Source organism: Candidatus Colwellia aromaticivorans, from assembly GCF_003333305.1.
Classification (GTDB): Bacteria; Pseudomonadota; Gammaproteobacteria; order Enterobacterales; family Alteromonadaceae; genus Colwellia; species Colwellia aromaticivorans.
Genome location: NZ_QOLD01000043.1, coordinates 1 through 18,811 on the forward strand (window position 1 = coordinate 1; position 18,811 = coordinate 18,811).

The following is an 18,811-nucleotide window of genomic DNA, read 5'->3' on the forward strand; positions in this document are numbered from 1 at the left end:
TTTTGGTATCCAGACAAAATGATACATTAGCCTGAAAACATGATGCGTATTTCTTTGAAGTTCCATGTACTGAATAATATAGACTAGGCTTCGCCCAGTCCACACTATTCAGCACGGGGGCAAGCCCCCGAGATTTTCGCTACGCTCTGTTAAAATATAATTACATGCCTATGTAGATCAATCAGGAACAATTCAAAATTGCTCGAAAACGTCATTCCAGTGGTGTTTTAGGCTGGAATCTAAACTCAAAGACAATGGATCTTCGACAAAAGACTTCGAAGATGACGTTATCAATGAGCACCTGAGTAAAGTGCATAGGCACGTATAATTATTTATCATCTTATTAGGTAAAACAATCGTCATCAAGGTAATTTTCAATGGTCAAAACCATTAAAAAAACCTACTGAATAGTGGTTCTTCAGAGCTTTTATTCAACATACTTCCAACTAAAATGCCGCGCATATTTGTTATAAAGTACAAAAATCAAAATAAACAACAACAGCGAAGTACTTTCTGCTATTTCAAAGTACTCACCTAACAGGCCAATGAGTGACATTAATACAGCGAAAAAAGAAATAAACACTAATGTTTGTTCTGATGACAAACCAGCACGTTGAAGAATGTGATGTAAATGATCTCTGTCAGGCTTAAATGGCGATTTACCTTTTTTTACTCTGCGATAGACAATCGCTAGCATATCCATTAATGGTATTGCACATATCCATAATGCGGTTACAGGTCGAAACGATGCATTTTCACCTTGTGTGCCCATTGACAACAACCAAATAACACTTAAACCGATAAACATACTTCCGGCGTCACCCATAAATATTTTTTTGGTGAGTTTTTTGAACAAACCGAGATTAAAGATTAAATAAGGTAATGTGGCTGTAGCCAATATTAACGGATAACTTAAATAACCTTGACTACCGCTCATTAAAAACAAAATAGCAATAGCGCTAAAAGTATTTAAACTTAACATACCTACTAGGCCATCAATTCCATCTACCATGTTGTATGCATTAATCACGACGATAATGGCTAAATAAGTAAATATCACACCGAAGGGACCAAGTTCAACATCACCTAATCTGAAAAGGTTACCTAGGTTTGAAATTGAATCGCCAACACCATAAATCATTAAGCTGGCAACAATAATTTGACCCACAATACGAATTCTTACTCGTAAATCAAATTTATCATCTAAAGCACCAATAAACACCATCATCGCTGATGCGATAAGATACATACGTAATTCTAGTGTATTGGGTAACCATAGAAGACTAGCAGCCAGAACGGCTACATAAATTGAAATACCACCAATTAAAGGGATATGACCTGCGTGGTGCTTTCTTTCGTTTGGTTTATCAACTAAACCAACTTCAATAGCAACAGGCTTAAACAATTTTATGGCTAAAATTGCAAAGCAAAAGGTGGTGAATGCTGTAACTAATATATACATATTAAGTTCCGGTAACGTTCCTGTTAGATCTCAAATATCGTTCCATTTTCATTTGGTGCCATTAGGCGTAGCATCTTTTACAAAAAATGAGTTAAGTACCCAATAGACAGTAATAATCTATTTCTACTGTCCTTATATCACTATCACAACTTTTAACTTTATCTCAATTAGGCTAACTTGAGATAGATCAATCGATTTTAGCAACAAATTAAATTCGGCGATATTATACTGTAACTTTTAGAGTAGTGCAGTAAAAAACTCACCTATTTACCAACACTAATATTTAATTTTGAAACATTAGTGTTGAATTTATTCAACATCAAAACTCAGCTAAATTTACTACCTGAGACAAAAAATGTTGTCATTGAGGCATATATTGATGCACTCAACTAACATTTATTAATTAAAAAAGCTCTTTATTATAAGAGCTTAGCCATTCAATTCTTCTTTATCGCCAATAGGTTCGCATATCAAAATTAACAACTGAATCTTATATATTTTCAATAATGTATCGAAAAACTCTGAAGCCTATAAAATTCACATCACCTGTAACTAATACTTTTACGTGCCTATGTAGATGGTTCAGGATCGTCATCCCCGTGATTTCTTTGCCTACACATGGATGTAGGTAGGTACTTAGCTTTGGTCTGGAACTACAAAGCTGAATCGGGGATCTAATGTATTAAGCGCAATAGATCTTCGATAAGATACTTCGAAGATACGCTACATGGATGTAGTTTATTAGACAATGCAGGAGCATATTGTCCTGACGTATACAGTTACATCCTGAGTTAACTGCATAGCCATGTACTTTTATAAACACTCTACTTTAAAAACTTAACATACCAAGGCATGGCTTTATCAATACCTTCAGAAATTCTAAATTCAGGTGAAAAGCCCAATGCATTTTTAGCCTTTGAAATATCAGCTTGTGAGTGACGTACATCACCCTCTCTGAAGTCTCTATAAGTAGGTTCAATTGATACATTTACATCGTTTTTAATTAATGAATCTTTAATTGCACCAAATAAATCGTTCAATGTTGTTCTATCACCAACGGCGACATTATAAACTTCACTTTCTTTCCCTTCGACTGCTTCCTTCGACCCTTCGACAAGCTCAGGGCAAGCGGAAATGCTCTGGACAAACGGAGACGGCTCAGGCTGAACGGTGTTTATTGTGGCGGCAAGAATATTCATTTGTATTACATTTTCGATAAAACAAAAATCTCGGCTAGTTTCGCCATCACCATTAATGAATAACTCTTCGTTATTTATCATGGTTGCTGTCCATTTAGGTATTACAGCAGCATAAGCACCGTTTGGATCTTGTCGCTTGCCAAATACATTAAAATAACGCAAACCTATTGTTTTAAATCCATAAGTTCTTGCAAATACGCTAGCGTACAATTCATTTACATATTTGGTTACTGCATAAGGCGATAAAGGATTTCCAATATTTTCTTCAACTTTAGGTAATGCAGGGTGGTCGCCATAGGTTGAGCTACTTGCTGCATAAGTAAAGCTTGAAACTTTAGCTTCTTTTGCGGCGGTTAGCATATTTAAAAAGCCGGTTATGTTAGCTGAATTGGTTAAAATAGGATCGGCAATTGAGCGTGGCACAGAGCCTAACGCAGCTTGATGTAAAACATAATCGATGCCGATTACTGCTTTTCCACAAGTTTCAAAGTCTCGAATATCACCTTCAATGAAAGTGAATTTTTCCCACTGTTCTTTCGATACTAAGCTTTTAACTTCATCAAGGTTATGTTGATGACCAGTGGCAAAGTTATCTAAACCTACCACTTTTTGATTAAGCAATAATAAACTTTCAAGTAAATTTGAACCGATAAACCCTGCAACACCGGTTACTAACCAAGTTTTAGGTGATTCAATTAATTTGTTTTTTATTTCGTTATAGCGAGTCACAAAAGATCCTGTTTTTTAAGATAAAAAAGTTTACCTATATCTTTAATATGTTGAGTTAACGCCATATTATCTATATGTTGATATATTGAAAGATCAATAGTATACGGCAATAAAATATCGTCTATCGCGGTATATATACTATTCAATATATCTACGTCGATGTTACTTCCCAATAGGGTTAAGTCAATATCTGAACCATTTTTGTAATTACCTTTAGCTCTTGAACCATAAATAATCACTTTTTCTACATCAGGATATTGAGAGAAAATATTATTCATTTGTTCTATGGCAGTATTAGGAAGACCAAACATAAAGGGTTATTTTTTCAGCTCTAAGGTTGAACTCAAGGTTAAAAACTCTTTCAAATATTGACATTTGATTTTGTCAATTACCTCTTTAGCTGTTTTTTCATTATAGGTATGAGAGGTTTGTATTCTACTTTTGATCATTCCCATCCATATATCGCCTTGTTGAATTAACCCACGTTTAAATGCCAAACGAAAGGCATCTCTGCTGCCTTGTATATCTGTTTCACCTTGCGAGCCATAAAAGTCTTTAATAACATTCCAAGCTAATTCAAAATTATATTCAAACGCTTGAATTAATCCTTGCTCTTCAAGAGGAGACAACTGTCGTTGACGACTTATAGCAACACCATCTTCTAGTTGTTTTAATGCGGTATTAAAACTATTCAAGCGTTGGTGCCATCTTACTTCACTTGTCATAATAAGACCTTTGTTATATGTTGATTATAAACGCATATCCACACTTTCTTTAGGTAATAAGTACTTTAAATCATAAAGCACATGAGCTTCTTTACCTAGTTTATGAATGTTTTCTGCTCCTAGCTCTTTAAATTCATTATGAGCAACGGCTAATATAATAGCATCATAATGACTTTGACTCGGTGTTTCAGTCAAAGACAAACCATATTCATGCTCTGCTTCTTCACTTGAACACCAAGGGTCGGTTATATCAACATTAATATTGTATTCTTTAAGCTCACTAACAATATCAACTATTTTGGTATTACGTAAATCTGGACAATTCTCTTTAAATGTAAGCCCCATGACTAATACGTTTGCCCCTTCAACCTGAATACGACTTTTAAGCATTTGTTTTACTAATTGGGAAACTACATAAGCTCCCATACCGTCATTCAGTCTACGACCTGCTAATATCATTTCAGGGTGATAACCAACGGATTGTGCCTTATGCGTTAAATAATAAGGATCAACACCAATACAATGTCCGCCTACTAGCCCTGGGCGAAATGGTAAGAAATTCCATTTAGTGCCAGCCGCTTCTAATACTTCAAGTGTATCTATTCCCAATTTATTAAAAATAATTGATAATTCATTGATTAAAGCAATATTGACATCACGTTGAGTATTTTCAATCACTTTTGCCGCTTCAGCGACTTTGATAGAGCTTGCTTTATGTGTGCCTGCAGTAATGATTGATTTATATAGTTGATCTACTTGCTCAGCAATTTCAGGCGTCGAACCAGAGGTAACTTTTAAGATATTGGTTACGCGGTGTTCTTTATCGCCTGGATTAATACGTTCAGGGCTATAACCTGCGTAAAAATCTTTGTTAAACGTTAAGCCAGATACACGCTCTACAACAGGTATACAGGTTTCTTCTGTCGCGCCAGGGTAAACCGTTGATTCATAAATAATGACATCACCTTTACTGACAACTTTACCGAGCATTTCACTCGCTTTGACAAGCGGGGTTAAATCAGGCTGTTTGTGTTCATCAATTGGTGTTGGCACAGTAACAATATAGACATTACATTTTTTTAAATCTTTAGTAGATGCGCTATAACTTAGTGTCCGCGCTTCTTTTAACTCATCAGAAGAGCATTCTAATGTTGAATCGATCCCATCAGATAATTCAGCAACACGAGTTTGATTAATATCAAAACCTATAGTTTGATATTTTTTACCAAACTCCACCGCTAATGGTAGACCTACATACCCTAAACCAATGACACCAATGCTTGCTTTTTCAAGTGAAATATTCATCAATTTTTCCTATAATTATTACTATTCTACCCTTAAACCCTTCGACCCTTCGACCCTTCGACAGGCTCAGGGCAAGCGGCTCAGGGCAAGCGGCACAGGGCGCACGGATACGTTCTAGATGAACGGATTATAATTATTAACTTATTTTTTAGAGAAGTAACGAATTAAAACAATTAATACTGATAACATGCCACCTAACATAGTGCCTAATACCACAATTAAAGCACGCTTTGGTCCGTTTTTTTCATCAGGAACTTGTGGCGGATCAATGGTTTTTAATACATATTCAGCTTTAACTTGTGTTAGCATCATATTTTTTGTTTGTTCTTCAATTAACTGATAAAAAACTGTTTCCATGGTCGTTACTTGAATGTTTTCTAACTGCCTAGTTAAATAATCAATTGAGTCTTGCGCTTCTTTTTGATCTTCATCACGTAAAAAGTCATTCACATCACTAATTAACCAAGTTAGCCATTGCTGTGCCATTGTTGGTGAAAAATACTCAATTTCTATGGTAACCATTGAGGTTTCTTTATCTTGGGAAATACTCAGTAACTCAGAAAATTCGTTGAAAGCTTCCCATGAAGAGGGAACTGTTTTTTTAGGAGGAGAAACATCTCTGATCCATTTACTGTTAACTTGATCATATAACTCATCATCTAAAATTAATGTATCTGTTGCAATATCCCAATTTTCACCGGCCATAATAGGAACTAATAGCTCATGCTTGGCGATAAAATTTTCAATAAATGAGCGAGATTTAATTATCTCTAATGCAAGGGCTGTTTTGTCACCACCACCACCACCACCTAAATTGATGCCTGCCATACTGGCTAAACCACCAAACTGTCCGGCTAAAGCGGCTAAACCACCTCCACCCGATTTTTCTGATACGGGCGATAAAATTGCGGAGGCTTTGTAAACGTTGGGCTGAGATAATGCGAAAAAAATAGAGGCGACGGCAAAAATAAAACTAATAGCGATAATAGTGAATTTTCCAGCCCAAACAGCTCTCCATAGTTCGCCTAAATCAATTTCATCATCTTGAACTTGCATTTGATTTTGTTGCATTTGATTTTGTTGCATTTGTGCTAAGAACATTTGTTGCTGGGCTATAGATGCCGCATTACTTTGTTCATTCGTTCCGTGATTGTTATTTGGCACGCTGTTTTCTATTGTTTTTGACACTTAATATTACACCAATCAAAAGCTTATAGGGTTATCAAGTCACTTAGTGACTTGATAAAAGTTGCGATATTATATGAGAGTTGTGTTGGGGATGTAAAGGACTCTTAATTCTCGATTAACTTGATCTGCTCCGTTCTACCCTTCACCCTGAGCCTAACTTGAGATTACTCCGTTCACCCTGAGCTCGTCGAAGGGCCCTTCGACAAGCTTCCTTCGACAAGCTCAGGACCAACGAGTTATTCCGTTCATACTGTGAGCTTACGGCCGTCAGAGCGAGCGGGATTAAAAATAAATTGAAGCAAAACTATTGTTTGGATTTTGATAACCTAGCTATTTCATTCCAATCGTCATTTATTAAGGCTTGTTTTTTCTTTCTACTCCATCCTTTTACCTGCCTTTCTACAATTAATGCTCTCTCCCTTGTGTCAAATTCTCCTTGATAAACTAGTACCACTGGTAAACGCTTAGCTGTATAGCAGTTATTGAAATAAGCTTGATCATGTTGAGCTAGTCGTCTGTCGAGAACCTCGGTATGTCCAGTATAAAAACTACCGTCATTACATTTTAAAATATAAACGTAAAACATATTCTTCCTTGATGGTCATTATGGTTAATATCAGTTGATGTATTTAGTTAGCTTTCATCATAGGTGTCTCTAATTCCTTTCTGTTTTCCTTAGTTTATTTCCGCTTACCCTGAGCCTGTCGAAGAGTTGAAGTATTATGGACGAGCTTCCTTCGACTGCTTCGCGCTCAGGACGAACGGAAATGCATAAACTACTATAAGTGATGCTTTTCTCCGCTTGCCCTGAGCCCCTCCGTTTGCCCTGAGCTTGTCGAAGGGTCGAAGGGAGCCCCTCCGTTTGCCCTGAGCTTCTCCGTTTACCCTGAGCCTGTCGAAGGGTCGAAGGGTCGAAGGCTCGGGTAAAAACCTAATAACACTGACGTTTTGATAGTATAAAAACAGAAATTAAAAATAAGAAAAACGGGAATAAACTACTCGGTTCACTCACTGTAATAGCATTAACACTAGGTTTAACGAATTGTTGTCCTACATTCATCGCGCCAAAGGTGTTTGCTTGTGGAGAAGACCAAGTAAAATCACTATAGTTACTTCCTTTTCCTGTTAATTGTAATGAAAAGCCAATAGGCGTATTCGAAGGTTCCATTACACCAATATCTGTGCTGACCAAACCTTTGGCAATACCAGATGTTGCGGTAAAGCTACCTTCATATGATAAGAACTGAATAATATTGAAGCCATCAAATAGTGCTACGCCATCTGGCGAGCCATTTTGTATGCCAGTAGTTTTAATTGTGTGAAAGCCAAACTGCGCACTAGCATCAATAGTAGACCAACGATCAAAACCGAATGAATTATACATTTCACCATTATTGCCGTTATATAACAGTAACGACCAGCCCGTTAAATCAATATTCACATCACCCGCTATTTCAACGTATTCACCAAGATCCCCTCCACTATTGTCATAATGAACTTCATTGATAAAAGCATTAGTCATAGGGCTAGCTTCAACCAGAATTGGCGCAAAAATATAGCTAAAGATATAAAGTAGTACTAGAAAAACAAACATGTGTAATAGACGAGAAAACCATTTGAGTAGCATAGTAAATTCCTTTTTTAAGTAATATTAATAACATTCACTTCAATGTGATGACATTAACAAGCCTAGCAAAGGATTTTTAAAATGCTAATTTTTTTGATTTGTTTTACTGATGTGAGATTAACTGAGGTTATTTCTTTTGACCTGCAGATCCAAAGATATGATCCCTTCGAGCCTTCGACCCTTCGGCAAGCTCAGGGCAAACGGAGGAGCTCAGGGTAAACGGAGGAGCTCCCTTCGACCCTTCGACAGGCTCAGGGTAAACGGAGGAGCTCCCTTCGACCCTTCGACCCTTCGACCCTTCGACCCTTCGACAGGCTCAGGGTAAACGGAGAAGCTCAGGGCAAACAGCGAAGCTCAGGGCAAATAGACTATTTTTTAGCCTTTTCAGTAGGAGGAGCTGGAATAACTTTTGGCTTAACACACTGAGGGGTATTTCCAGTATTTCTCTCAGCTAAATAGTATGGCTGAGAAACAGTTAAATGCTCATTTAATTGATTAATACGTGTTTCATTTGAAGGATGGGTAGACATAAACTCAGGTGGCGAATCTTTACTCAGTTTTGACATATTCTTCCATAACTGAACACTTGCTTGTGGAGCAAAACCAGATCGAGCCATTAAGTCTTGACCAACAATATCCGCTTCACTTTCATGAGAGCGACTATATGGCATTATAACACCATATTGAATGCCGATTCCTAACCCAGCAACCCACAGGCCTTTATTATCAACATCACTTACCCCTAGAGCAATAGCGGCAACAGCCATACCAACGTTAGAGACTTTATTAGCGGATAAACGTTCATTGGAATGATGTTCAATTACATGCCCTACTTCATGGCCAATAATTGCAGCTAATTGATCTTGATTTTCAGTCACATTTAAAATGCCGGTATAAACCCCTATTTTACCACCGGGTAAAGCAAATGCATTCACTTGTGCTGAATCAAATACCACCACTTCCCACTCACCTTGGTGAGCAGATTGTGAAACATTAGCGGTTATAGCATCAGCAACACAAATGACAAAGTCATTCGTCGCTTTATCTTTGCTAATGGGGATCTCTTTTTTCATTTGATCAAATGAAGTGATTCCCATCTGATTTAACTCGGCATTCGAGTACAGCGACATTTGCTTTCGACCTGTTGAAGAGGTTGAGCAAGCAGAAAGAGCGAACAAAATAAAACAAATAGAATAAAAGTTTTTCATAACGGTAAATGCATTGAAGTTAAAAAATTATAATAACATTATATGCCTATGGTGTTTACTCAGGAATTCATTATAAACATCATTTTCGAAGTCTCTGATCGAAGAACCAGTGCGCTTTAGACACTGGATCCCCGATTAAAACACCACGGGGATGACGATCCTGATGCATGGGCATAGACATAAAAAAACCGAGACATGCTCGGTTTTTTTATTTATTTTCATAAAAGCAAATGCTTGCGCTTTATCCTACTAACGCTAGCAGTATACCCGCTGCAACCGCAGAGCCAAGCACACCAGCCACGTTAGGGCCCATAGCATGCATCAGTAAGAAGTTATGAGGGTTAGCCTCTAAACCTACTTTGTTTGCAACTCTAGCGGCCATTGGTACAGCTGAAACCCCAGCAGCACCGATTAATGGGTTAATAGGAACCTTAGAAACTTTATTCATCAGTTTCGCCATTAATACGCCCGATGCAGTACCTATTGAGAAAGCAACAGCACCTAAGCCTAAAATACCTAAGGTTTCAACATTCAAAAAGGCTTCTGCACTTAACTTTGAACCAACACCTAAGCCTAATAAAATAGTGGTAATGTTAATCAATTCATTTTGTGCCGTTGAGCTTAAACGATCAACCACACCAGATTCGCGCATCAAATTACCTAAACAGAACATGCCAACGAGCGGCGTGGCTGCAGGTAAGAAAAAGATAGTCATCATCAGCACACCTAATGGAAAAATAACTTTTTCTATTTTAGTCACTGGGCGAAGTTGCGCCATTTCAATCTTACGTTCATCTAGTGTTGTTAGCGCTCTCATAATAGGCGGCTGAATAATCGGTACTAACGCCATATAAGAATAAGCCGCTACCGCAATTGCGCCAAGTAATTCTGGGGCAAGTTTTGTTGCTAAAAATATAGCCGTAGGACCATCAGCACCACCAATGATGGCAATGGCTGATGCATCTTTTAAGGTAAACTCAATACCAGGTATGGCATTAAGTGCTATTGCACCAAATAAAGTAGCAAAAATACCTGTTTGTGCTGCAGCCCCTAAAAGTAAAGTTTTAGGGTTAGCGATTAAGGCGCCAAAATCCGTCATGGCTCCCACACCCATAAAAATGATTAATGGGAAAATACCGGTTTCAATACCACCATGATAGACATAGCTTAAAAAGCCGCCCGCTTCACTAAAACCAGCGACTGGAATATTCGTTAAAATTGCTCCAAATCCCATTGGCAATAATAATAACGGTTCGAAATTTCTAGCAATAGCAAGGTAGAGTAAACCACAACCCACTAGCATCATGATCACCTGGCCTAACTCAAAGTTAGCTAAACCCGTTGATAACCATAATTTATTTAACGATTCCATGCTATCCCCTATGAAAAGCTAAGTAAGGCATCACCAACAGAAACAGAATCGCCTTCTTTAGTGTGTAAACTAGTAATAACACCGGCATTCACTGCACGAATTTCTGTTTCCATTTTCATCGCTTCCATGATGATAACAACGTCACCTGCTTCAACAGCGTCACCTTCATCAACAAGCACTTTAAAAATATTACCTGATAAAGGTGCATTCAAGGTTTCTTCCGCTGTGATAGACGCTGATTGCTTGATAGCATCATCACCTGCTTGATGAGTAATCGCTTCAATAGAACCACCTGGCGCCACAATCACATCATAAATTTTACCGTCAACACTGACTGCATAGTTTTCTGTGGCTGTGGTTGAACTTGGCTCGGATGACTTAGCCGCCTTAGTACTCGCCTTAGTAGGAATAGGCTCAAATGCTGCAGGGTTATTACGGTTTTCTAAGAACTTCAAACCAATTTGTGGGAATAAAGCATAGGTTAATACGTCATCTATAACTTCATCTGCCAGTTCAATACCTTTTTCTTTAGCTAATTCTTGCAACTCTGTAGATAACTTATCTACTTCGGGGTCAAGTAAATCAGCTGGTCGACAAGTAATCACTTCTTTACCATCTAAAATACGTGCTTGTAATTCAGCATCAACAGGCGCAGCAGTTGCACCATATTCACCCTTTAATACGCCCGCAGTTTCTTTTGTGACAGATTTGTAGCGTTCACCCGTTAGTACGTTCAATACCGCTTGTGTACCAACAATTTGTGATGTTGGCGTTACCAGTGGAATATAACCTAAATCTTTGCGAACTTTAGGAATCTCAGTTAATACTTCATCAAACTTATCGCTTGCGCCTTGCTCTTTAAGTTGATTTTCCATATTAGTTAACATGCCACCCGGAACTTGGGCTGTTAAAATGCGCGCATCAACACCTTTTAAACTACCTTCAAAATTAGCATATTTTTGTCTAACATCGCGAAAATAGGCGGCGACTTCAGCCATTTTTTCCACATTTAAACCCGTAGCACGTTTACTGCCTTCAACAATAGCCGCAATAGTCTCTGTTGGTGAATGACCATAAGTCATACTCATTGAAGAAATTGACGTATCAATAACGTCAATATCGCTATCAATTGCTTTCATTTGCGTAGCAATGCTCAAGCCTGTAGTTGCATGACAATGTAACGATATAGGTAAAGCTACTGTTTCTTTTAGACGGCTAATAAGCTCTTCGGCATCATAAGGTTTTAATAAGCCTGACATATCTTTAATACATAACGAATGTGCGCCCATATCTTCAAGCTGCTTGGCCATAGTCAACCAACCTTCAAGCGTGTGAACAGGGCTTTCGGTATAACTTAAAGTACCCTGTGCATGGGCACCTACTTTAACAGCGGCTTTAATTGATGTTTGTAAGTTACGAACATCATTCATCGCATCAAATATACGAAACACATCAACGCCATTAATGTGGGCTCTCTCAACAAACTTTTCTACTACATCATCAGCATAGTGACGGTAACCTAGAATATTTTGACCGCGAAATAACATTTGTTGTTTTGTTTTTGGCATCGCCTTTTTTAACGCTCGAATACGATGCCAAGGATCTTCACCTAAATAGCGAATACATGAATCAAATGTTGCTCCACCCCAAGACTCAATAGACCAGTAACCTACGTCATCAAGTGTTGACGCTATTGGCAACATGTCTTCTAAGCGAAGTCTTGTTGCTAATATGGATTGATGACCATCTCTTAAGACAACTTCGGTAATACCTAATGGTTTGCTCATGATTATGCCCTTATATTTTTGCTTTCTGTGAAGAAGAAGGTTGTTGAGAGTGCTGTTGGCGATAACGAGTAACAGCTCCGCTTATCGCTGCAACAATTGCGGGAGATATCTCACCGCTGGCAGCTTTTTTGTTGTTTTTATTCGAACGATTAGTTGTTGGTGCGATAGGATCAGGGAATTTAATCGCTAATTTAGCTAGCACTGTAGTAATAAAAAGTATTAATAAGCTTAAGAAAGCGAATACGACCACCATTCCGGCTAACATAAGAGTGCCAGCTTCTAAAAACTGTTGTTCCATACTGTTCATTATTTCTTCTCATTCGAAAATTTATGAAATTAGAATAATCACTCTACTGACTAAAAACAAACATTATTTTGATGTTTCAGAAAAATAACTAAACGTCAAGCCATAAAGTGGGAGGTATTTAGTGATTTTCATCAGTTATTGAAATAATAATTGCATAAAAGAGATATTGTATACAATATAATAACAATAAATGTAGGCTTTACAGCATATATAAGTAGTATTTTATACAATATACATAAATAGTTAATTGGTTTATTTCTTTTTAAGAATAATTAATTTTGAACCTTAAAACTAACTGACTCCAACTAAATTAGTTTAGAATTCGTTCATAATAGTCATTGAATTGATTAAATGCCTTCCAATCAATTCAAGTCCGATACACTCGATTAATTAATCACAGATTCATTAGTTTGAGATTACGTTAGTCGCAGAAAAAGTACTTCTGGCCATAGCGCTTATTCATCAACGAAGATCAAATAAATTGAAGCTCAGCGTGCAGGAGGGTTTAGTTTAGTCTACTTTAATATGATCGGTTAATTCGTGAGTAATAATACTCTCTATAAAGAACTTGCCTATGTACTTTACTCAGGATGTAACTGTATACGTCATCTTCGAAGTCTTTTGTCGAAGATCCATTGTCTTTTAGTTTAGATTCAGGACTATGTGCTCCATGCATAGTCTTCTAAGTAACATAAAGTTAAGAGATTGATTTTTAAGTAAACATAAAACTGGAACACCGTCATTTCCGAAGTCTCTGATCGGAAATCCATAGTGTTTAAAAACAGGAACCTCGATTCAGCTTTGTGGTTCCAGACCAAAGCTAAGTACCTACGTCCTGTAGGCAAAAACACCACGAGGATGACGACGTAAATTTTTGGTGTATGCTTATAGCAATGTTACTAGTAGATGGTTGGGGCGTAGCCGCTGTTTTGCTAATAAGTGGCATCCATGCCACGTCAGCCTAAAATAATCGTGAATCGTTCAGCGCCCTGAAACGCACATCTTGAAGTATCATGGGTATAGGTTTCAGATTATTTCAGACATAAAAAAACCTAGCCAAGGCTAGGTTTATTTACTCTCTGCTCTCAAATAAGAGTGAGAAATGTGGTGGGCGCGGCAGGAGTCGAACCTGCGACCGCCTGGTTCGTAGCCAGGTACTCTATCCAGCTGAGCTACGCGCCCGGAGTGTATTTATTTTTCAGCTTTAATACTAGCTTATCTTCATTGTTTTATCACTTAAAGAAAAGTGTTGGACTGGCAAATGTCGAACCTTTCGGTTATACAGTGCCTGGTTCGTTTTCTTTGAACCATCCATTATTCTTTATTTTAACACTCGAATAAAAGTGGTGGGCGCGGCAGGAGTCGAACCTTTCGGTTATACAGTGCCTGGTTCGTTTTCTTTGAACCATCCATTATTCTTTATTTTAACACTCGAATAAAAGTGGTGGGCGCGGCAGGAGTCGAACCTGCGACCGCCTGGTTCGTAGCCAGGTACTCTATCCAGCTGAGCTACGCGCCCGGAGTGTATTTATTTTTCAGCTTTAATACTAGCTTATCTTCATTGTTTTATCACTTAAAGAAAAGTGTTGGACTGGCAAATGTCGAACCTTTCGGTTATACAGTGCCTGGTTCGTTTTCTTTGAACCATCCATTATTCTTTATTTTAACACTCGAATAAAAGTGGTGGGCGCGGCAGGAGTCGAACCTGCGACCGCCTGGTTCGTAGCCAGGTACTCTATCCAGCTGAGCTACGCGCCCGTAATAAACTATGTTTTACATCTTAGTATGAAGATACACAACCATTAAATTCACAAAATAAAATAATGGCGGAGAGGGAGGGATTCGAACCCTCGATCCGGCTATAAACCAGATACTCCCTTAGCAGGGGAGCGCCTTCGGCCACTCGGCCACCTCTCCAGTGGTGCGCATATTAATAGATCTCAAAAATAAGTCAAACCTTTTTGTGCATTTATTTTTGTTTTTTAACTGTTTGCTGACAATTCAAACAATAATGATAATTTTCGACCATTAAAAAGATAGTCAAAAAAAAACACCATCAAATGTGGTGTTTTTAAGAACGTGATAATTTTACAACAAATAATCTATACGTTGCCTGAGGACTCAGTATCATCTTTCTCTGCTTGAATACGCATGTAAATTTCTTCACGGTGCACTGAGATTTCTTTTGGTGCATTAACACCGATTCTTACTTGATTCCCTTTAACACCTAATACTGTCACAGTGACTTCGTCACCAATCATTAATGTCTCACCAACGCGTCGTGTTAATATTAACATTTACATCTTCCTTTTCTTAAATTGAGATCCACTAAATAAATATACATAAGCTAGTAATATATAAAGTTAGTCTGATTTTCCATAATACCTTTTAAGTAATAGTAGAGATTACGAAAAAATCCACCTTTAGATGAGGATAAAGCTCCAATGCTTTTACTTCATCAAAGTGTTTAGTATTCTAACAAGCTTATCTTAACTTTGAATAGGCTTTAAAGTTGTTTTTAAGTTAATTTGTGTTATTTATTGCCGTTTTGTTACATTTAAACAAAGTAGCTGTATATAATTAATACAAAGACAGCACTCCACAATTTTAGCTTTAATATACGCACTCACTCTTTACTACTCAAAAGACCCTAGTCTTTGTCACAAAATAGACCTCAAAAAAAAGCCACCTGGTTATTATTCAAGTGGCTTTTTAAAAATACGTATTTTAATAAACTTTGTTAAATTAATTTTTCAACTAACCATGGTTGTACTGAGGCTAGCGCAGTTGCTATGTTTTCAGGTTGACTACCGCCTGCTTGTGCCATATCAGGTCGTCCACCACCTTTGCCACCTACTTGCTGTGCAACCAGATTAACCAGCTCACCAGCTTTAACCTTTCCTGTTAAGTCTTTGGTTACACCTGCAATTAAACCAACTTTGCCATCATTAGCGGTAGCCAACATAATAATGCCCGATTGCATTTTGTTTTTAAGTTCATCAACCATACCGCGCAATGATTTACTTTCAACACCATTTAAATCGGCAATTAATACTTTTATGCCGTTGATTTCAATGGCTGAACTTATTAAGTCTGAACCGGCATGTGCTGCAAGCTCTTGCTTAAGTATACTAATTTCTTTTTCTAATTGCTTAGAACGGGTAATTAATTGTTCTACTTTAACACCAACACTGGCAACATCAGTTTTTACTAAACTGGCCACTTTACTCAACGTTAAGCTCTGCTCATTAATGTAGGCTAATGCGCCCGTTGCAGTTACGGCTTCAATACGGCGAACACCTGCTGCAATACCTGACTCAGATACTATTTTCAATATGCCTATATCACCCGTGCGCTCAACATGAACACCACCACAAAGCTCGGTAGAGAATTCACCTAAAGAAACTACACGCACCTCATCATCATATTTTTCACCAAACAGTGCCATCGCACCTTTTTCTTTGGCATCTTCTATGTACATTAATTCGGTTTCACCGGCATGATTATGACGTATTTCATTGTTAACAATTTGTTCTACTGATTGTAATTCTTGTTCAGTCAAGCCTTCAAAATGAGAGAAGTCAAAGCGAAGCTTGTCACTATCACATAATGAACCTTTTTGGGTAACATGCTCGCCTAACACCTTACGTAATGCCGCATGTAAAAGGTGGGTTGCGGTATGGTTTTTAACGATAGCCGCACGACGCTCTATATCAATTTCTGCTTTAACACGTCGATTCAAGCCCATATCGGTTTTAGCAACACCACGATGAGCAAAGGCATTACCTAATTTAATAGTGTCTTCTACTTCAAAAACACCACCATCAAGATGTAATAATCCAGAGTCACCAACTTGACCGCCCGATTCAGCATAAAAAGGGGTATGGTCTAAAATAACCAAACCTTGTTCACCTTCATTTAACTGACTTACCGCTTCTTGATCATGACAATTAAATAGCTCAACAATGGTTGCTGAATAAGAATGACGGGTATAGCCTTTAAAGTCAGTTTTGTGATCAGACTTTAATTGCTGATTGTAATCTGTGCCAAATTGGCTCGCTTGTTGAGCACGTTCACGTTGTAAGCCCATCGCAATATCAAAACCATTGTGATCTATATTCAATTGCCGTTCACGGGCAATATCTGCAGTTAAATCTGCTGGAAAACCATAAGTATCATACAATTTGAAAACATCGTCGCCACTAATAGTATCGCCATCTAAGTTCGATAACATATCTTCAAGTAAGATCATGCCACGATCTAAGGTACGACCAAATTGTTCTTCTTCAATTCTTAACAACTTTTCGATAATTGCTTGTTGTTGAGCTAGTTCAGGGTAAGCATCACCCATTTGTTCAACTAATGAACTCACTAATTTATGAAAGAAATGCCCTTTAGCTTCAAGTTTATGACCATGGCGAATAGCACGCCTGATAATACGACGTAATACATAACCACGACCTTCATTTGATGGTACAACCCCATCAACAATTAAGAAGCTACAAGAACGAATATGATCACTAATCACGCGAAGTGATTTATTATCTAAATCATTACACTCTAATAAATGCGCCGTATCTTTGATTAACGCTTGGAAAAGATCGATTTCGTAGTTGCTGTGTACGTTCTGCATAATAGCGGAAATACGCTCTAAACCCATACCTGTATCAATAGACGGATTAGGTAGTGGCTGCATGTCACCATTAGCTTGGCGATTAAACTGCATGAAAACGATATTCCAAATTTCAATAAAGCGGTCGCCATCTTCATCAGGAGACCCTGGAGGACCACCCCAAATATCAGCACCGTGATCGTAAAATATTTCAGAACAAGGTCCACAAGGGCCAGTATCGCCCATTGACCAGAAATTATCTGAGTCAAACTTTTTATCAGGAGACTTATCACCAATTCGAATGATTTTCTCTACCGGTATACCAATTTCATTATTCCAGAAAGAAAAAGCTTCTTCATCGTCTTCATAAACGGTAACTAATAATTTTTCTTTTGGCAGACCTAAAGTAACCGTTAAGAATTCCCATGCAAAACGTATCGCATCGTCTTTGAAATAATCTCCAAAACTAAAGTTTCCAAGCATTTCAAAGAACGTATGATGGCGCGCTGTGTAACCAACATTTTCTAAATCATTATGTTTACCACCAGCGCGAACACAACGTTGTGCTGAAGTAGCACGAGTATAACTACGCTTTTCAGCGCCTAAAAAAACATCTTTAAAAGGCACCATGCCGGCATTAGTAAAAAGTAAAGTGGCATCATTGCCCGGAACTAATGAACTACTTTTTACTATTTGATGTTGCTTAGTGGCAAAATAATCTAAAAATGCCTGACGTACTTCAGCGGTGCTTTTAATCATGGGAGCCTTAATCAATCTGTTTGTTCAACTGTTAGTTACTAGTGAAAATACTTACTACCGCAAAAATTTCATCATGTGAAAATCCACGATATTGTAAAAATCGTATTTTTTTGGCTTGCTCTTTTTGAGCCTGCTTAGGATCTTTTATCCACCTTTCACCAAAGCGCTTATTATACGCAAGCTCTGCTTGAAGATACCAATCAATTTCGCAATTATTCCGCAATTGTTGAATGATTATTGAGCAAACGCGTTTCTGCTTAAGTTCATTCTCAATATAACGCCAACCGTAACCTCTATTTGCTCGATACCGACAGGTACTTATGGCAAAACGTGTGTCTGATAAGTAACCTTTATCTAGGAATCGTTCAATAGCCGCATCTATGTCAGCTTCTTCAAATTCGCGAACACTAAGCTTTTGTCTTAATTCAAATTCAGAATGTTCTCGTCGCGCTAATAAGCCAACTCCGCAGTGTAAAGCCGTTTGTTTTTGTTTCATTTACATTCTCTTTACAAGTAATACCCGTTCCACTT

Annotated in this window: 15 protein-coding genes and 4 tRNA genes; all 19 read right to left on the reverse strand. The window is 37.8% G+C overall.

Annotated elements, in window-relative coordinates; translation table 11 throughout:
- Positions 1 to 427: 427 nt before the first annotated feature.
- Positions 428 to 1,462 carry a UDP-N-acetylglucosamine--undecaprenyl-phosphate N-acetylglucosaminephosphotransferase gene (gene wecA / locus DWA31_RS06050; RefSeq protein ID WP_114325736.1) on the reverse strand — a complete coding sequence of 345 codons (1,035 nt, stop codon included), beginning with the start codon at positions 1,460 to 1,462 and terminating at the stop codon, positions 428 to 430.
- A gap of 824 nt (positions 1,463 to 2,286) precedes the next feature.
- Complete coding sequence (locus DWA31_RS06055) at positions 2,287 to 3,390, reverse strand: NAD-dependent epimerase/dehydratase family protein (RefSeq protein WP_114325737.1); 1,104 nt, start codon at positions 3,388 to 3,390, stop codon at positions 2,287 to 2,289.
- Positions 3,387 to 3,701: a nucleotidyltransferase domain-containing protein gene (locus DWA31_RS06060; RefSeq protein ID WP_114325738.1), complete on the reverse strand. Its 315-nt coding sequence runs from the start codon at positions 3,699 to 3,701 to the stop codon at positions 3,387 to 3,389. Before DWA31_RS06060 ends, DWA31_RS06055 begins: the two co-directional genes overlap by 4 nt.
- Positions 3,702 to 3,707: 6 nt before the next feature.
- Positions 3,708 to 4,115 (reverse strand): nucleotidyltransferase substrate binding protein, encoded by a 408-nt coding sequence (locus tag DWA31_RS06065; protein ID WP_114325739.1) that lies wholly within the window; start codon positions 4,113 to 4,115, stop codon positions 3,708 to 3,710.
- A gap of 24 nt (positions 4,116 to 4,139) precedes the next feature.
- Positions 4,140 to 5,420 (reverse strand): Vi polysaccharide biosynthesis UDP-N-acetylglucosamine C-6 dehydrogenase TviB, encoded by a 1,281-nt coding sequence (gene tviB, locus DWA31_RS06070; RefSeq protein WP_114325740.1) that lies wholly within the window; start codon positions 5,418 to 5,420, stop codon positions 4,140 to 4,142.
- Positions 5,421 to 5,561: 141 nt separating this feature from the next.
- On the reverse strand, positions 5,562 to 6,608 hold the full coding sequence (locus DWA31_RS06075; RefSeq protein ID WP_245942509.1) for a Wzz/FepE/Etk N-terminal domain-containing protein: 1,047 nt from the start codon (positions 6,606 to 6,608) through the stop codon (positions 5,562 to 5,564).
- A 304-nt stretch (positions 6,609 to 6,912) separates the two neighbouring features.
- On the reverse strand, positions 6,913 to 7,194 hold the full coding sequence (locus tag DWA31_RS06080) for a GIY-YIG nuclease family protein (protein ID WP_114325741.1): 282 nt from the start codon (positions 7,192 to 7,194) through the stop codon (positions 6,913 to 6,915).
- Between the two features lie 345 nt (positions 7,195 to 7,539).
- The gene (locus DWA31_RS06085) at positions 7,540 to 8,235 is read right to left on the reverse strand and encodes a lamin tail domain-containing protein (RefSeq protein ID WP_114325742.1); all 696 of its coding nucleotides are present in this window, start codon (positions 8,233 to 8,235) and stop codon (positions 7,540 to 7,542) included.
- A 368-nt stretch (positions 8,236 to 8,603) separates the two neighbouring features.
- Entirely contained in the window at positions 8,604 to 9,443 is an 840-nt protein-coding gene (locus DWA31_RS06090) for a M48 family metallopeptidase (RefSeq protein ID WP_114325743.1), read from the reverse strand.
- A 241-nt stretch (positions 9,444 to 9,684) separates the two neighbouring features.
- The gene (locus DWA31_RS06095; protein ID WP_114325744.1) at positions 9,685 to 10,815 is read right to left on the reverse strand and encodes a sodium ion-translocating decarboxylase subunit beta; all 1,131 of its coding nucleotides are present in this window, start codon (positions 10,813 to 10,815) and stop codon (positions 9,685 to 9,687) included.
- A gap of 8 nt (positions 10,816 to 10,823) precedes the next feature.
- Positions 10,824 to 12,602: a sodium-extruding oxaloacetate decarboxylase subunit alpha gene (oadA, locus tag DWA31_RS06100; protein ID WP_114325745.1), complete on the reverse strand. Its 1,779-nt coding sequence runs from the start codon at positions 12,600 to 12,602 to the stop codon at positions 10,824 to 10,826.
- Positions 12,603 to 12,612: 10 nt separating this feature from the next.
- Complete coding sequence (locus DWA31_RS06105; protein ID WP_114325355.1) at positions 12,613 to 12,909, reverse strand: OadG family protein; 297 nt, start codon at positions 12,907 to 12,909, stop codon at positions 12,613 to 12,615.
- A gap of 1,105 nt (positions 12,910 to 14,014) precedes the next feature.
- A tRNA-Arg gene (locus DWA31_RS06110) sits at positions 14,015 to 14,091 on the reverse strand.
- Positions 14,092 to 14,351: 260 nt separating this feature from the next.
- Positions 14,352 to 14,428, reverse strand: a tRNA-Arg gene (locus DWA31_RS06115).
- A gap of 162 nt (positions 14,429 to 14,590) precedes the next feature.
- A tRNA-Arg gene (locus tag DWA31_RS06120) sits at positions 14,591 to 14,667 on the reverse strand.
- Between the two features lie 66 nt (positions 14,668 to 14,733).
- A tRNA-Ser gene (locus tag DWA31_RS06125) sits at positions 14,734 to 14,826 on the reverse strand.
- A 185-nt stretch (positions 14,827 to 15,011) separates the two neighbouring features.
- Positions 15,012 to 15,206, reverse strand: coding sequence for a carbon storage regulator CsrA (csrA, locus tag DWA31_RS06130; RefSeq protein ID WP_114325356.1), 195 nt, complete (start codon positions 15,204 to 15,206; stop codon positions 15,012 to 15,014).
- A gap of 443 nt (positions 15,207 to 15,649) precedes the next feature.
- Complete coding sequence (alaS, locus tag DWA31_RS06135; RefSeq protein WP_114325357.1) at positions 15,650 to 18,280, reverse strand: alanine--tRNA ligase; 2,631 nt, start codon at positions 18,278 to 18,280, stop codon at positions 15,650 to 15,652.
- Between the two features lie 31 nt (positions 18,281 to 18,311).
- Positions 18,312 to 18,776, reverse strand: coding sequence for a regulatory protein RecX (locus DWA31_RS06140; RefSeq protein ID WP_114325358.1), 465 nt, complete (start codon positions 18,774 to 18,776; stop codon positions 18,312 to 18,314).
- Between the last annotated feature and the right edge of the window lie 35 nt (positions 18,777 to 18,811).

Bases quoted from the DNA above. Each gene is read 5' to 3' on its own strand.
- DWA31_RS06090 (WP_114325743.1), bottom strand. From the start codon at position 9,443: ATGAAAAACTTTTATTCTATTTGTTTTATTTTGTTCGCTCTTTCTGCT.
- DWA31_RS06065 (WP_114325739.1), bottom strand. From the start codon at position 4,115: ATGACAAGTGAAGTAAGATGGCACCAACGCTTGAATAGTTTTAATACC.
- DWA31_RS06060 (WP_114325738.1), bottom strand. From the start codon at position 3,701: ATGTTTGGTCTTCCTAATACTGCCATAGAACAAATGAATAATATTTTC.
- csrA (WP_114325356.1), bottom strand. From the start codon at position 15,206: ATGTTAATATTAACACGACGCGTTGGTGAGACATTAATGATTGGTGAC.
- wecA (WP_114325736.1), bottom strand. From the start codon at position 1,462: ATGTATATATTAGTTACAGCATTCACCACCTTTTGCTTTGCAATTTTA.
- DWA31_RS06140 (WP_114325358.1), bottom strand. From the start codon at position 18,776: ATGAAACAAAAACAAACGGCTTTACACTGCGGAGTTGGCTTATTAGCG.
- DWA31_RS06080 (WP_114325741.1), bottom strand. From the start codon at position 7,194: ATGTTTTACGTTTATATTTTAAAATGTAATGACGGTAGTTTTTATACT.
- DWA31_RS06085 (WP_114325742.1), bottom strand. From the start codon at position 8,235: ATGCTACTCAAATGGTTTTCTCGTCTATTACACATGTTTGTTTTTCTA.
- DWA31_RS06105 (WP_114325355.1), bottom strand. From the start codon at position 12,909: ATGAACAGTATGGAACAACAGTTTTTAGAAGCTGGCACTCTTATGTTA.
- DWA31_RS06095 (WP_114325744.1), bottom strand. From the start codon at position 10,815: ATGGAATCGTTAAATAAATTATGGTTATCAACGGGTTTAGCTAACTTT.
- oadA (WP_114325745.1), bottom strand. From the start codon at position 12,602: ATGAGCAAACCATTAGGTATTACCGAAGTTGTCTTAAGAGATGGTCAT.
- alaS (WP_114325357.1), bottom strand. From the start codon at position 18,280: ATGATTAAAAGCACCGCTGAAGTACGTCAGGCATTTTTAGATTATTTT.
- tviB (WP_114325740.1), bottom strand. From the start codon at position 5,420: ATGAATATTTCACTTGAAAAAGCAAGCATTGGTGTCATTGGTTTAGGG.